Raw genomic sequence first — 15,453 nt, forward strand, 5'->3', positions numbered from 1 at the left:
CTCGTAGACCCGGCGTCACCGACCTCTTACGCAAGCGCGCCGTTGCGCAAACCGCAACACGGTAACGGCACTTTCCCACCGCCGTCGCAACGAGCGCAATCAGCGAGCGTCGCGCACCACGGTCTTGAGATAGTTGTATGCCTTGATGATTTCGATCAGGCGATCCTCGGAGGAGCGGTCACCGCCATTGGCGTCGGGATGATGCTGCTTCACCAGCGCCTTGTACTTCGCCTTGACGTCTCGCAGCGTCGCCTCGGCACCGAGCCCCATCACTTGCAGCGCCTTGCGCTCGGCATTGAAGATTTTTCGGGCTTCGAGCTTGGCCCGACCGGCATGGACGCCGGGACCCGGCCGCCAGCGACCACGGCCATTGAGTTCGCTGAACAGATCGAACGCGGCATCCAGATCGGCCTGGGCGCTGCCCTCGCCGTTCGTCGCATTCGAGTTAACGCCGGTCTTCCAGGTCGGCCGGTGCCCCGTCAGCGCATCCTTCTGATAGCGCGCGACCGCGTCGTCATCCATGCCCTGGAAGAAATTATACGACTGGTTGTACTCACGGACATGATCAAGACAGAAGTGCCAGTATTCCTTGCCGTTGCCGCGGCCCTTGGGCGCTCGATGCGGCCCCTTGTTCTGGCACTCGGGCCGTTCGCACATCGTGGATTCTTCCCTGGTCTGCACCCGGGGCTTATTGCGCGTGATGCGAATGGAGTCGAAGAACTTTGAGTTATTAATCGGCATGGCTGACCTTGGTTGCGCAAGGAGCTTCACGTGCGGACATCGCGACTGCCTCGCTTTCCCGACGCGCGGGCGACGAACTACATTGCCATCGAATAGGCACCGATACATTAACACCACAGGTAGCATCAAGGCCGGAATCGGTAGCGTCAAAGTTTCTTGCAGGAAGGCCTCGACGCGCTGTGCGACCGCCTCTGTGTGCGATCGGCCCAAGCGGTGGCCGATATCATGCTGGGGCTCGCGACCTGAGGCTTCCGGCAGGGAAGAAGACACTTGGCCGATAAGGCTTGATAACGTTATCCTTTTGGCGATAGCTCTCGTCGACATCAACCCACCAGTTCAGGACGCGCGACGGTGAAATCCTACGACTTAAACTTGCTGGCAGCGCTCGACGCTCTCCTCAGCACAGCCAGCGTGACGGACGCCGCGCAACGTATGCATCTCAGCACTCCTGCGATGAGCCATACCCTGGCGAGAATCCGCAAGCTGATCGACGATCCAATTCTGGTCCGTGCGGGCCGCCAGCTCGTGCCCACCCCTCGCGCACTCGAGCTCAAAGACCCCGTTCATAGATTGCTAGCGCAAGCGAACGTTATATTTGCGCCGAAAATCGACGCTGGGCTTGCGCGAGTCAATCGCCTGTTTACTGTTCGTGCACCCGACGGTGTTTCGGTTGCATTTGGGGCTCAGTTCAGCATCGCGCTTCAGGAGGTCATGCCGGCGGCGAGCATACAGTTTCTTTCCGAAGGTTACGGTGGTGTTAGTGCGCTGCGAGAGGGGCGGGTCGATCTTGATATCGGATCTATCCAGAAGAAGGATCCGGAGGTCGAGACGGAACTGTTGACTGAACAGAATCTCGTGGGCGCGGTCTCGATTGGGCATCCACTTCTCAAAGGAAAGATGACCGCCAAACGCTTCGCTGCTGAAAGGCACGTTGGAGTTACAACTCCTCATCCCGAATTGGCCCCTGTCGATTTGGCGTTGGCTAAATTGAAGCTCCCTCGGTTCGTCGCCATGACGGTGCACAGCTCACATGGAGCGCTCGTCGTCGCGGCACGAACCCAGTTGGTTGCCACAGCGGTCGAACCCATGGCTACTTCGATGCAGGCTTTCATTGGTCTGGAAGTGTTTGATCTGCCGCTCAAATTGCCGAAGGTGCCGATGCTGCTGGCGTGGCATCCACGCAACACGGCCGATCCAGCTCACGCAGCATTGCGGAACTGCTTTCGGTCGGTGTTGGGAGATGCCAACTGGCAGCGACGTCCCGGGCCTGCGTTGTAAGGGCGGTCTGCAATGAAGAGGCAATCGCGATTGCAGCGATTTGCCTCTGCAACCCATCTCTGGCACAGAAAAATGCGCCGGTCGCGCGTGCCTAATCCTAGCAGCTTTCGCGGCGCCGCCGGCCAAATAACCCTCTGCTTGGATTAGACTTTCTCGTGCGCCTGAGTTGTTGCAGCTAATGCAACTTCTTGTTCCAAAGATTGCAATTTACAAAATCCACTACTCCCGGCATGAGAGCGCTCTTGGCGACTCCCGGGAAAGCGAAAAGTGGAAAATATGCGATCTTCATCCTCCCTGCTGCTTGCGACTTTCATGTTGATCTTGGTGCTGGGTGCGCTCGATCAGACCATTCTGGGGTCGGCGCTCCCGGTGATCGCGCGTGATCTATCGGGAGGCGGACAACTCTCCTGGATTTTCTCTTCGTACCTCATCGCCTCTGTCGTGGTGATCCCGCTCTATGGCAAGGCTGCGGACGTCTATGGCCGAAAGCCCATTCTCGTGACAGCCGTGACCTTCTTCCTTGTCGGTTCGCTGCTGTGCGGTTTCAGCGCCACCATGGGTCAACTCATCCTGGCGAGAGCGGTTCAGGGCGCTGGCGCTGGCGGCCTGCTTACCCTCACGATGCTCGGCCTCGTGGATCTCTATCCAGCCGATACGCGTCCAAAGTACCAGGCCCTGCTCGCCGCGTCATACGGTCTTGCAACGATGTTTGGTCCGCTGATCGGCGGCGCGCTGGTACAGACTCTTTCGTGGCGTTGGGCATTCTTCATCAACGTCCCCGGAGCTGCGATCGCGATCGCGATACTCGCGAGGCGCTTTCCCCGTTCAACTGCGGAAAGCGCGAAGCGTATCGACTTCCTCGGGGCAGCCCTTCTGGCCAGCGGCCTGGCTTGCACGTTGCTAGCGACCCGCTATGACCCGACCGGAGCCACGAGCATCGTCAGCACACCCATCCTGGTCGCGTTGTCTGCAATTCTTCTGCTGACGTTCTTGTTCATCGAAGCCAGGGCTAAGAATCCGATTTTGCCGCTGGTCCTTTTTTCCGACCGTGTTTTCTGCGCTGCGACGGTTGTCAGCTTGGTCGGCGGGGTGGCTCTTTTTGCAGCTGTAGTGTTTTTGCCGCTGTACCTGCAAACGGCACTACAGGAGACGCCGCTTGGATCGGCTTTGCACCTTTTCCCACTGATGTTGGGAATTACGCTTGCTGCAGTGATTGGCGGACGAGCGCTCCGGGCCTCGGGCAGGATCAGGGGGACCGCGCTCGCAGGTGGTGGCCTTGTGGTGTTGGGATCTTGTGGCGTTGCTCTCTTCTTTGGCCATTTCGCGACCGAGCCCTACGTCCTGTCAATCTGCACCTTCCCGGTGGGTTTGGGGATCGGTCTCCTTCTTCCTCTTGTCACGGTTGTCTCTCAACGCACCGCGCCTCGGGAGCATATCGGCATTGGGACGGCCACACCGATCATGGTGCGAGCGTTGGGCGGAGCAATCGGCGTTGCCATCATCGGGTACTTCCTGAAGCTGCAACTTGACAGTGTCGCCGCATTGCAGGGCTCCGGAATCAATGATGTCAAATCCAGCTTGCTCGGCCTCTACCAATCGGTCTTTGCCTCCTCTGCGGAACGAATTTTCTGGGGCACGACGCTGTTCGGATCGCTGGCGATTCTCGCTTCCCTGGTCATGCCAAATCGTTTCCCGGCTTCTCAGTCGGAGGCGACCATCAAGCTGTCGAGCGAGGTGGGCGACGTCCCGGTAGCAGCGGTTGCGGACTGACGGTCGATCGGCTGGCGGCGTTGATGACTGTCACGGAGCCAGCCTTTTGGTAATCGATCGTGGTCATCGCAACAGCGTGAGTGCGGGCAGTCAGATGCATTTACTTGACGACGAGACTCGCGAGATACCGGTATTCACCGCCTGCGGTTTCCACCGGAGATTAGCGGGTGGCTTACCGGCTCCAGTCGGGCGAGACCAACGCTAACGTCCCGGCCAGTCGTTGAAATGGCCGGGGCGTTGTCGGGGTGAGCTCGGTATTCGCCACCGGCACCGTCTCGCAACGACGGCGGATCAACGCGGCAAACGCCCCCTATCCGATGTAGGGCGTTCGATCGCATCCGGCTTGTCCACGTACAGCGTGGATGACCTCGAATAGGACACGAAACTGCGACGGCTGCATCTCGCCCGCAAAACGCCACCGAATTTCCGGCAGCTCGTAGCCTCGGAAAGGGCATCATATGAACATCGTGAATGAGGCCAACATCTCCGGACAGGCGATTAACGAGAAGCCGCACGTCCGTCCGGTCCGGATGGCGCGCTGGTTCATCATCGTCAGCCTGTTGCTGGTGCTGCTGGTCGGAGGCCTAGTCGGTTTCAATGCCTTCCGAAGCAAAATGATCGCAAGTTTCTTCGCCAATAACAAGCCGCCGCCATCGATGGTGAGCATCGCCGAGGCCAAGTCCGAAGTCATTCCGAACCTCCTAACCGCGGTGGGCGATCTATCCGCCGTGCATCAGGTCAACGTTACCTCGGACGTGAATGGCCGCATCACTGATATCATGTTCACCGCGGGCGCCAGCATGAAAGAGGGCACGCCCCTGTTGCAGTTGTTCGACGGCCCCGAGCAGGCCGACCTGGCCAACTTCAAAGCGCAGGCAACGGTGGCGCAGCTCTCACTCGATCGCGCCAAGCAACTCGCAGCGCGCCAGTTTGGCCCGCAGGTTACCGTTGATCAGGCACAGGGCGCGTTTGATCAAGCCAACGCCGGCATCGCCAAGACCGAAGCGATCATCTCGCAGAAGCTGGTGCGCGCGCCGTTCGACGGCGAGCTCGGCGTCCGCAAGGTGGAGGTCGGCCAGTATCTCACGGCCGGCAGTCAGATCGTGTCGCTGACCGATCTGTCGATGCTCTATATCAACTTCACCGTGACGGAAAAGGACAGCGCCGCGCTCCAGGTCGGGCAGATCGTACGCATCAGGGTCGACGCCTATCCTGGCCGCGACTTCGAGGGCAAGATAACGACCATCGAGCCGCAGATCGCCACCGACACACGCAACATTCGCGTGCAGGCGATGATTGCCAATCCGGATAAGATCCTCAAGCCTGGCATGTTCGCGACCACCACAGTGGTACTGCCTGACAAGGCGGCGGTGGTCACCGTTCCAGAGACCGCGATCGACTATACGCTCTACGGTGACTCTGTCTTCCTGATCAAGGAGAAGACGGCAGAGGACGGCAAAACTACGCTCTCTGCAGAACGCACCTTCGTGCAGACAGGTAACCGTGTCGGCGGCCGGGTCGAAATCATCCGCGGCCTGACCGCGGGCGACCGTGTCGTCGCCGTCGGTCAGCTCAAACTGCAGTCGGGCACGGCGGTCGCGATCTCGACCGATCCGGCCCCGGCCATCCCGGCACAAGCGCCGCGTTACTAAGACTATGGCCGCGCTTCGTAATGAAAGCGAACAGCGACCCGCCTCGCCGCACATGCGGGAGGGGGTCGAGATTCGACCGCCGCTTGATTTCTGGATGAGAGATCGCCTCCGCGAGCGCGCCTCTTGCGGCATGTTAGCAGAGAGGCCCCTTACCCCAACCCTCTCTCCGTAGACCGCGGAGAAGGCAAGAGGCCGTCACGCGCGGCAGCCTGAAAAATATTGCGCTCTAGCTCGATAGGATACTTGTGATGAACCTTACCGATATCTTCATCAAGCGCCCGGTCCTGTCGGTCGTCGTCAGCCTACTGATCCTCCTGATCGGCTTGCGCGCGGCGATGGTGCTGCCGATTCGGCAATATCCGAAACTGTCGAACACGGTCGTCAACGTTACGACCGTTTATCCCGGTGCATCTGCCAGCCTGATCCAGGGCTTTATCACCACCCCGATCGAACAGGCGGTCGCCTCGGCCGAAGGTGTCGACTACATCACGTCGTCCTCAGTGCAGGGCACCTCCACGATCCAGATCTACATCAAGCTGAACTTCGACCCAAACCAGGCGCTCACCGAGGTCCTCGCCAAGGTGAACTCTGTTAAGTATCTGATCCCGAAGGAATCGAACGATCCGATCGTCACCAAGACCACCGGCCAGACCACGGCTGTGATGTATCTCGGCTTCTCCTCGGAGGAGCTGTCGGGTTCGGCCATCTCGGATTATCTGACGCGCGTGGTGCAGCCGGTGCTGTCGACCGTCGACGGAGTCGCGTCAGCCGATATCCTCGGCGGGCAGACCTTTGCGATGCGGCTGTGGCTCGATCCGGTCAAGATGGCCGGACGCGGCGTATCACCGCCCGATGTCGCGGCCGCAATCGCGGCCAATAATTTCCAGTCGGCCGCCGGTCAGACCAAGGGCTATTTTGTTGTTTCAAACATCTCGACCAATACCGACCTGACTAACGTCCAGCAATTCAAGAAGTTGATCGTCAAGTCCAAGGACGGCGGCTTCGTGCGGATGGAGGACATCGCAACCATAGAGCTGGCCGCACAAAGCACGGACGCAAGTGTTGCCTTCAATGGCGAGCGCGCGATCTTCATCGGCATACAGGCGACCCCGCAAGGCAACCCGCTGACGCTGGTGAAGGGCGTGCGCGCCCTGTTCCCGGAAATCGAGCGCAACTTGCCGCCGTCGATCAAGATGAAGGTGGCCTACGACTCTACAAAATTCATTCAGTCCTCGATCGACGAGGTCGAGAAGACGCTAGCCGAGGCAGTGCTGATCGTTGTTGTGGTGATTTTTCTCTTCCTAGCGTCCCTCCGCTCTGTCGTCATTCCTGTGGTGACCATCCCGCTGTCGCTGGTCGGCGTCTGCAGCCTGATGCTGATGATGGGATTCAGCTTCAATCTGCTGACGTTGCTCGCGATGGTGCTGGCGATCGGTCTCGTGGTCGATGACGCAATCGTGGTTGTCGAGAACATCCACCGTCATCTCGAAGAGGGCAAGCCGCCGATACAGGCCTCGCTGCAAGGCGCCCGCGAGATCGTGGGTCCGGTCGTCTCGATGACCATCACGCTCGCGGCAGTGTATGCTCCGATCGGCTTTCTCGGTGGTCTGACCGGCTCGCTGTTCCGCGAATTCGCCTTCACGCTCGCGGGCTCTGTGATCGTGTCGGGCGTAATCGCGCTAACGCTCTCTCCGATGATGTGCTCGGTGCTCTTGAAGAGCTCCGACGAGCGCCGGTTTGCCAGATTCGTGAACCAAGTGTTCGGCGCAACTACACGCTGGTACGGCCGCAAGCTCGACCGCTCGCTCGACTATTACCCGATCACCTTGCTGTTCGCCCTAACTATGCTCGGGCTCTCGGGCTTCCTATTCTGGAACACGAAGGCAGAACTGGCACCCGAAGAGGATCAAGGCATTGTATTCGCGGTGACGAAAGCGCCAAAATACGCAAACATCGATTATCTGAATTTTTACGGCGAGAAGCTCGACAAGGCGTTCCAGGAATTCCCGGAGACCGACCTGCGCTTCGTGCTAAACGGTATCAATGGCGCGCAGAACGGCATCGCCGGCATGCTGCTGTCAGCCTGGGACGAGCGCACGCGCTCCTCGATCAAGCTGAAGCCGCTGGTACAAAAGGAACTGTCCAAGATCGAAGGTGTCAATGTGTTCGCCTTCAATTTACCCCCGCTGCCAGGCGGACCCGGCGGGCTACCCGTTCAGATGGTCATCAACACCACCGCAGGCTTCCAGGCTGTTTACGAGCAAATGGAGAAATTGAAGGATGCCGCGCGAAAAAGCGGCCTGTTCATCGTGTCCGACAGCGACCTCAACTTCAATCAGCCCGTCGTTCGGCTCACGGTCGACCGCTCAAAGGCGAGCGACCTCGGCATCGGCATGCAACAGGTCGGCAGTACGCTTTCGACCCTACTGGGCGGCAATTACGTAAATCGCTTCAATCTCGAGGGGCGATCATACCAAGTGATTCCGCAGGTGCCACGCACTGTACGGCTGTCGCCGGAATCGCTCCGTGGCTACTATGTACCAACCAACACGGGGCAACTGGTGCCGCTGTCGACCATCGTGTCGATCGAAACCGCCACCGACCCTAACGCGCTGACCCACTATAACCAGCTCAACTCAGCGACCTTCCAGGCGGTACCGATGCCGGGCGTCACGGTCGGTCAGGCCGTCGACTTCCTCGAAGGTGAGGCAAAGAAGTTACCGGCCGGCTTCAGCCATGACTACCTCGCCGATTCCCGGCAATATGTGCAGGAAGGAAACCAGCTCACAATCACATTCGGTTTCGCATTGATCATTATCTTCCTGGTGCTTGCCGCACAGTTCGAAAGTCTGCGCGATCCATGGGTCATCATGGTGAGCGTTCCGATGGCGATCGTCGGCGCCTTGATTCCATTGTTCTTCGGCGCTGCGACCATGAATATCTACACCAAAGTCGGGTTGCTGACGTTGGTCGGGCTGATCACCAAGCACGGCATCCTGATGGTAGAATTCGCCAACGAGCTGCAGTTCAACGAGGGACTGGACCGTCGTTCAGCGATCGAAATGGCAGCGCGCATCCGGCTGCGTCCAATCCTGATGACGACCGCCGCGATGGTGACCGGCCTGATACCGCTTTTGACGGCGACTGGCGCAGGCGCCGCCAGCCGTTTCTCGATTGGGCTCGTGGTCGTGGCCGGGATGTCGATCGGCACACTGTTCACCCTATTCGTCTTGCCGGCCGTCTACGTCGTGCTTGCCACCGACCATCGTGCCGCTGCCGACTCCGATCGAACTAGGCAGATCGAAGATTTCGACGTCGAGCAGGTATCGCCCTCCCTGAAACCGACCTAAGCAACTGCCAACGACGAATGCACGACGGCGACGTCATACGCCGCCACGATCAGCGCCTCCCGGCTTCCGGCGGCGCCGACCTTCGGCTATCGTTCATCCAACTCCTAATTCTCGTTGAAAGACATGCAACTTCAAAACGTCTTCATGTTTTCCGGTCAGGGCTCTCAGTACTACCAGATGGGCCGCGCCCTTTACGAGGCTGGTGGCACATTCAGGTCGAGCATGGACAATCTCGATCATTGGATGGTCGAAAACGCCGGCCGCTCGGTGCTACGGGAGCTCTACGGAGACAGCTCCAAGGCCGAGACTTTCGACGATATTCGCGTCACGCATCCGGCGATCTTCATGGTGGAGGTCTCCATGGCATATCAGTTGATCGCATCGGGGATTCTCCCGTCCGTGACGTTGGGGGCGAGCTTGGGATCTTATGCCGCGGCCGTGGTGTCAGGCTGCATCTCAGCGGAGGCGGCTTTGGGCCTAGTGATCCGCAATGCCGACTGCATTGCCACCTATTGCGAGTACGGCACCATGCTTGCCGTGATTGGAGAAGCGGGCATCCAGACTTACGATCACGAAGAGATTGCAATTGCCGCGCTGAATTTCCCTGGTCACCGCGTGATTTCCGGCGGAAGCAAGGCCATTTCTGAAGTCGAGGCGGCTCTTCGGGCCGGCGGAGCCATCAGCCAACGCCTCCCGGTCAAATACGCTTTTCATTCAAAATGGATCGATGCCGCGCGATCTCCCTTTCTGGAACGCGCAGCGGCCGTTGCGACGGGTGACGCAGAGATTCCGCTGGCATGCTGTGCTCACACGAAGATACTATCCGAGCTCCCGCAAGACTATTTTTGGGACGTCGCTCGTCGACCGATCAATTTCGCCGAAACCGTCAAGCAGGTCCAGGCACTCGGGATATTTCGATACATTGACGCCGGACCGTCGGGTACTCTTGCGACTTTCTTGAAGTACACACTTCCGAAGCCGTCAGCCGAAGCCATCGCCTCCGTTATGAGCCCCTATGGCAGTGACGTGAGGAACCTAGCTGCGCTCTGTAGCCACCCAAGCTAACTCTCTTGCGACCATGCGCGTATTTGCAACATCCGATCTGCATGTGGACTACGAAGCCAATTTGCGTTGGGTTGAGGACCTTTCGGCTCACGAATATGCCGACGACATCCTGATCGTCGCGGGGGACATATCTCACAAACTCGACCTGGTGCGCGCGTGCTTGCAGAGCCTGGTGCGGAAATTCAAGCGAGTGATGTTCGTGCCGGGCAATCACGATCTCTGGACGATCCAAGCCTCACCACCGGTCGACTCCCTAAGCAAATTTCAGCAATTGTGTCACATCGCAAGAGATTCAGGCGCTTCGGTGGAAACGGAACGCTTTGCAGATGTAACGATCGTGCCCCTGTTCAGCTGGTACGATTACTCATTTGGCACTCCTAGCGCTGATCTCCTGCAGAAATGGACCGACTACCACGCATGCAAGTGGCCGGCCGGCATGTCAGTGAAGGCCGTCACCGACCATTTCCTAGGTATGAATAGCAAGGTGCCAATTGCGCCCGAGAATACGATCATCTCGTTCTCGCATTTCCTTCCAAGAATCGATTTGATGCCGAACTACATCCCTCCAGCACATCGCTTTATCTATCCTGTATTGGGCGCCGAGAGGCTGGATAGTCAGGTTCGCGCTTTGCGTTCGAAGATACATGTTTATGGGCACAGCCACATCAATCGCAAAACAGAGCTGGACGGCCTAACATATGTGAACTGTGCTTTGGCGTATCCTCATGAAGCGCGCCTCGCGTCCCGAACGCTACACTGCATTCACGAGAGTGCATAGTCGTCATGTATCCCTCGGATCTCGGATTGCACCCTGGCGAAGTCCAGCTTTGGCTTTCTCCACTTCCCATAATCCACGATGCAAAGCTTCTGGAGGGCTACGCCGCGCTACTTTCTAAAGACGAAACGTCGCGACTTCATCGATTCCATTTCCCGAGAGACAAGCACCGCTATCTGGTGACACGCGCGCTCATCCGTACAGTTCTTTCGTTTTATGCCGACGTCTCGCCGTCCGACTGGCAATTTGCCGCAAATTATTACGGCCGACCGTCCATTTCGAACAAGGGTGGCGCCGTTCAGGACCTTCACTTCAATATCTCGCACTCGAGCGAACTCGTCGTCTGCGCCGTGCGAAAAAGCGGCTCAATCGGCGTCGATACGGAAAACCTCGACCGGAACATTCCAAGTGAAGGCCTGAACCGCTATTTTTCCGACTTCGAGCAAGCCGCTCTTCGAGCGCTGCCCCCGAACCGGAGGAATCATCAGTTTCTCGAGTTGTGGACCCTCAAGGAATCCTACATTAAAGCCCGCGAAATGGGCCTTTCGCTGCCGCTGAGTGAGTTCGGCTTCGAATTTCCTTCGGAAAATGAGATTGCAGCCATCTTCCGGAATGGCGACCGCGCAGATCGATGGGCGTTCTGGCAGCTACGGTTCGGACGCAGAGACCTCGTGGCAATATGTTCAGAGCAGAACTGTGCGCCGTCGCTCACCGCCCGCGTTCTGATCCCCCTGCAGGGAACGCACCCGGCGGATATTCACCTCCTCAGATCTACAGCATGATCGCCCTCGGCGGGACCCTACGCCAGCTACAACTTGGCCCGCTCAGGCATTCAGCATTCGAGCGAACCGTACCATTAACCCTTGCGACCACGGCGCGACGTAACGGAGCTTCGGGCGTTTTGCCTCCGTCGCCCGTACAATCTTGGCGACGACAGATTTCGTGCTGCGACGTTCCAACAGCTGGAGCGCGCGCGCTCCTTTGGCTTTCAGGTTGCTTTCTTGAGCACTGAAGTAGGAACTTCTCGCTGGATCGAACTGGCGATCAACCATTGACTGATTAAAGCCCGTCTGAAAGGCCCCCGGCTCGATTAGCGTAATCTGAACGTTCTTTCCCAGCTGATCCATTTCCGCGCGCAGTCCCGCGCCGGCCGCCGACAACGCAAACTTGGTCATCGAGTACGGCATCAAGAACGGCATTGGAACCCGCCCCGCGAGAGAGCTGACGAACACGACCGTTCCGCTTTCCCTGGCAATCATGCCGCGAAGAACCTCCTGCGTCAGTGCAATGGTCGAGAAGACATTAACTTCGAACGCCGCCCGGATCCGTTCAACATCTACTTCAGCTAGCGAGCCAGCCTCGCCCACGGCGGCGTTATTGACCAGAACGTCCGGTTCAAGTTTCGTCAGCAGCCGTCGGTCGTCGGGTAGAGAGATGTCCAACTTGAAGACTTCGAGCGCTTGCCCCCGGAGCTTGCACTCGGCTAACAGCGCACGCGCCTGCTCCTCGCTGAACGTTGTCGCAATGACGTGATGGCCGCGCTGCGCCAGCGCAAATGCCGCGTCCCGGCCGATGCCGGTACCAGCTCCAGTAATAAGTATTTTTCTTTTCACCAAAGTCCCCCTGAGATTGGTTTGTTAGCGTTTATGGATCGGCGCGAACCGGTGTCGACTCCCGACCGAACCGTCCATGACATTGTGTCACCCCTGCACTCTGTCGCCGAACCGCGCAGACATCTCACCCGGAAGGTGACGAAAGAAGAACGCCTCGACGTCATCGTGAAGGCGAGCGTGGAACGCCTGTCGATCGAATCCGTCGGGATCTCGCCAAAGATCGCCACCGCCATTGTGGGCCTCAGCCGGAACGCTAGCAGGCGCCATGAAGGAGAAATGGCCGGCGTTTTCCACTTCCTCAAATTCGGCATGCGGAATGTGATCGTAAAGCCACTCACCATGGTATTTGTGGCTGAGATAATCGTCGCGCTCAGCCGTATAGATGCGCAAGGGCTTGGTGATCGTCTGCAGGGACTCAGGCTCAAACACAACACCCATTGGCGCCATGATGATGGCTGCTCTGACGCGGTCGTCGATGGCATCGAAGTCGTGCCCCTCTGCCTCCCTCGCCACTTCTCCAGTTTCAATTCTGGCGACCTTGGGCAGCAGTTCACAGAAATTCTGGTCGTCCGCCGCGCTGGAACAGTGCCTAACTATTCTCGACGGATTGGGATATCCGCCCAGCAACGTAAGCACGCTCGCGCCTCCCCCGGAGTGTCCTATCGCGCCGATGCAATCCAATGGAATTCTAGGCCCCCAATATGGGTCCTCGAGCGTCTCCGTCAGAACTCGGCTCAACTGTCGCGGGCGTTCGAAGAAGCGGAACGGCGACGCGAGCGAACTATCATAGAGTTGATCCAGAGGGTGTTGGGGGGCCACCACGAGATAGCCTTTGGAAGCGAGATGCTGAGCGATGCTGTGATGCGCAAGGCCGTTGCCTCCGTATCCATGAGATATGACGATAAGTCCTCTAACGGAGTCCGGACGCTTTCCATTGAGCGCCACATGTGGCGTGAAGACGCCCATACGAATCTCGCGCGATGGAGAAGAAGTCGGATAGTAGAGAGTGACCGGGATTGGATGCTTGTCCGGTATGGTGATGGTTTGCAGCCCGACCGAATTGCATTGGCCAGTTGCCTCGATATTCTGTTCAGCTGGCGATGCGAGCCGAATAGGTACTATCCGGGTCTCGTCGGATGATTGGGACATCTTCTCCAGATCGACCTGTAGCGGCGCGGCTAGCGTGCCACCTCCTTGCTGTTGCTTGCCGTGTTGCTTCGTGAGCGGCTTGATTGCCCGACTCCGGGCAATTTCTGCGCCGTGCTGACGCGATATATATCCACTGAGTGCCTCGATGGTCGTGTACTTAAACAGGCTCGTCGGATTCAGGTCGATTTCCAACGCCTGATTGATTGCGCTCAGAAGACTGACGGCAAGAATCGAGTCCAGCCCATAACTCGAGAACTCCGCCTCGGTGTCGATCGACGCAGGTGCGACCTTCATGGAGTTCGAGAATTTCTCCATAATGATTTGCTTTACATACGAGTCGAGCGATCCTTCAATCGCATCGATCGGCAACGACGCGAGCGATCTACGGGAAACGTCGATGTTGCGTTCGGCTGCTGCATCAGGTGATTTGGCAACGACTCCGTCGCTTTCAGCAACGATGATTTGTTGCCCACGACCATGAGCGACCGCGGCTGGAAAGAAGACTGATTTATATCCTTCTTTCTGAAGCACCATCTCCCAAGCCTCGGATGAGAGACCGGGACAGCCGGGTAAGCGCAGCGCGTCGTCATCGTAGAGCCACCAACCCGGCAGCAGGCCGAAGGTCAAATGCGTGAAGAGGTTGTTTGTGCTAATTTCGTTCAATACGATGAGACCATTGGCTCGAAGGGCCCTCTTCGCATTTGCTAGGGTCTGACGGATGTCCCTGGTCGCATGCAAGACATTGGCTGCAATCACCAGATCATACGATCCCGGTTGAATATCTTGCGAGTGAATGGATTCAGAAACATCGAAAAGGCGGTAGGTCAGGTACGGATTCGCCTCTCCATACTCCCGCTGTGCATGGAAAAGGAATGCCTTTGACAAATCCGTATAGCAATATTCCTCGACATTGGATTGGTAGGAGCGCAGACGCTCAAACAAGTGCGCGCTGGTACCACCTGTTCCCGCACCGATCTCGAGTATTCTGATCTTCGCGGCGGGGTCCTGGCTTATCCTGCTTTCAACGAATGCGATGACAGCATCGCCCACCACCGCGTTAAAGTAATCGGCAATCGGATTGTTCTTGTACATGCCCTCGATGAGCGCCATCGAGGAATTTGGAAAGAGAACGTCTGTCGCTCTTTTGCCTCCCTGCAACACCTGGGATAGTTGCTGCAAAGTGATTTCCGCCAATTGGACGAGCGAGGCGACGTGGCCGCTTTCGTTCCATGCAGACTTCTTCTCGTCCCATTCCTGTTGGACGACCGCGAGGTCGAAGACTGGCATATCAGCCGTCGAGCAGACCCCGCCGTTAAACTCGAGGTGCCCCGCGTTACTGAGCACTCTCAAACTTTCTTTCAGCCAACGGCTGTACAAATCTACAACTCCGAGAGCGGACTGGAGCTGCTCCACCTTGATCGTTAAGCCCCGGCGCAAGCCCATCGATTGTAGTTCCGCGCATAGGAATTTGCATAAGGCTACGTCGATCTCATTCTTTATCCGCTTCTCGTCGGAAACAGGTTGATCTACCGTTGTTTCCGTTCGCTCGTTGAGCGATCGGGCCAGCCCCGCAATCGTAAGCTGATCAGTCAAAACTTGAGGCGTGAGTTTCGACGAATAGTTCAGGTTAATCTGGTCTACGAATTCGGTGGACTTGAGCAAATCGAGCCCGAACTCGGTAAGTTCAGCCTGTGCGTCGAGATCTGATTCCTGCACATTCAGAACGTCGGCGAGCATTCGTAATAGATGCGCTTGAATCTGTTCAACGGTGTGCCCTTTGGCTCGAACTTGACGCGGTCTTTCGGTTCGCGTCGCCATTGAGTTGGCAATAACCTTTGGCAGTTGGGCCACGACCGAGGGATACTCGGATGGATAGACTTGAATTCCATCAGCGCCTGAGGGCGGCGCTTCTTCGGCGGCCTGCGGCGACGCTATATTGAAGCCACTCTGGTGAGCTTGAACCCAGTATCGTTCCTTGGCGAAGGGGTAGGTCGGCAGGCTGACGCGCCGGGGCGTGCGCTGGGCATAGAGTTTGTGCCAGTCCAGCGTCAGCCCCTTGA

Annotated in this window: 10 protein-coding genes; 7 read left to right on the forward strand and 3 right to left on the reverse strand. The window is 57.9% G+C overall.

Features of this window, described 5'->3' with window-relative positions; genetic code table 11:
* Window positions 1-99 precede the first annotated feature (99 nt).
* A complete protein-coding gene (locus TSA1_RS08680; protein ID WP_100175993.1) occupies window positions 100-741 on the reverse strand; it encodes a J domain-containing protein in 642 nt (213 codons plus the stop codon).
* Between the two features lie 351 nt (window positions 742-1,092).
* Between TSA1_RS08680 and TSA1_RS08685 the strand changes: the two genes are divergently transcribed.
* The 7 genes from TSA1_RS08685 (at window position 1,093) to TSA1_RS08715 (ending at window position 11,413) form a co-directional block, all read left to right on the forward strand.
* The gene (locus TSA1_RS08685) at window positions 1,093-2,019 is read left to right on the forward strand and encodes a LysR family transcriptional regulator (protein WP_210421884.1); all 927 of its coding nucleotides are present in this window, start codon (window positions 1,093-1,095) and stop codon (window positions 2,017-2,019) included.
* 312 nt (window positions 2,020-2,331) lie between these two features.
* Window positions 2,332-3,789 (forward strand): MFS transporter, encoded by a 1,458-nt coding sequence (locus TSA1_RS08690; RefSeq protein ID WP_161497195.1) that lies wholly within the window; start codon window positions 2,332-2,334, stop codon window positions 3,787-3,789.
* A 458-nt stretch (window positions 3,790-4,247) separates the two neighbouring features.
* Entirely contained in the window at window positions 4,248-5,441 is a 1,194-nt protein-coding gene (locus tag TSA1_RS08695) for an efflux RND transporter periplasmic adaptor subunit (RefSeq protein WP_100175995.1), read from the forward strand.
* Window positions 5,442-5,689: 248 nt separating this feature from the next.
* On the forward strand, window positions 5,690-8,791 hold the full coding sequence (locus TSA1_RS08700; RefSeq protein WP_100175996.1) for a multidrug efflux RND transporter permease subunit: 3,102 nt from the start codon (window positions 5,690-5,692) through the stop codon (window positions 8,789-8,791).
* A gap of 123 nt (window positions 8,792-8,914) precedes the next feature.
* Window positions 8,915-9,856: an acyltransferase domain-containing protein gene (locus tag TSA1_RS08705; RefSeq protein ID WP_100175997.1), complete on the forward strand. Its 942-nt coding sequence runs from the start codon at window positions 8,915-8,917 to the stop codon at window positions 9,854-9,856.
* A 13-nt stretch (window positions 9,857-9,869) separates the two neighbouring features.
* A complete protein-coding gene (locus TSA1_RS08710; protein ID WP_100175998.1) occupies window positions 9,870-10,634 on the forward strand; it encodes a metallophosphoesterase in 765 nt (254 codons plus the stop codon).
* 5 nt (window positions 10,635-10,639) lie between these two features.
* Window positions 10,640-11,413, forward strand: a complete 774-nt coding sequence (locus tag TSA1_RS08715; protein ID WP_100175999.1) for a 4'-phosphopantetheinyl transferase family protein — start codon at window positions 10,640-10,642, stop codon at window positions 11,411-11,413.
* A 42-nt stretch (window positions 11,414-11,455) separates the two neighbouring features.
* On the opposite strand, the gene TSA1_RS08720 is transcribed toward TSA1_RS08715, so the two are convergent.
* Window positions 11,456-12,244, reverse strand: coding sequence for an SDR family NAD(P)-dependent oxidoreductase (locus tag TSA1_RS08720; protein ID WP_161497196.1), 789 nt, complete (start codon window positions 12,242-12,244; stop codon window positions 11,456-11,458).
* Window positions 12,245-12,331: 87 nt separating this feature from the next.
* On the reverse strand, window positions 12,332-15,453 hold a 3,122-nt coding region (locus tag TSA1_RS08725), incomplete at its 5' end, for a phosphopantetheine-binding protein (RefSeq protein WP_210421886.1).

The organism is Bradyrhizobium nitroreducens, assembly GCF_002776695.1.
Classification (GTDB): domain Bacteria; phylum Pseudomonadota; class Alphaproteobacteria; order Rhizobiales; family Xanthobacteraceae; genus Bradyrhizobium; species Bradyrhizobium nitroreducens.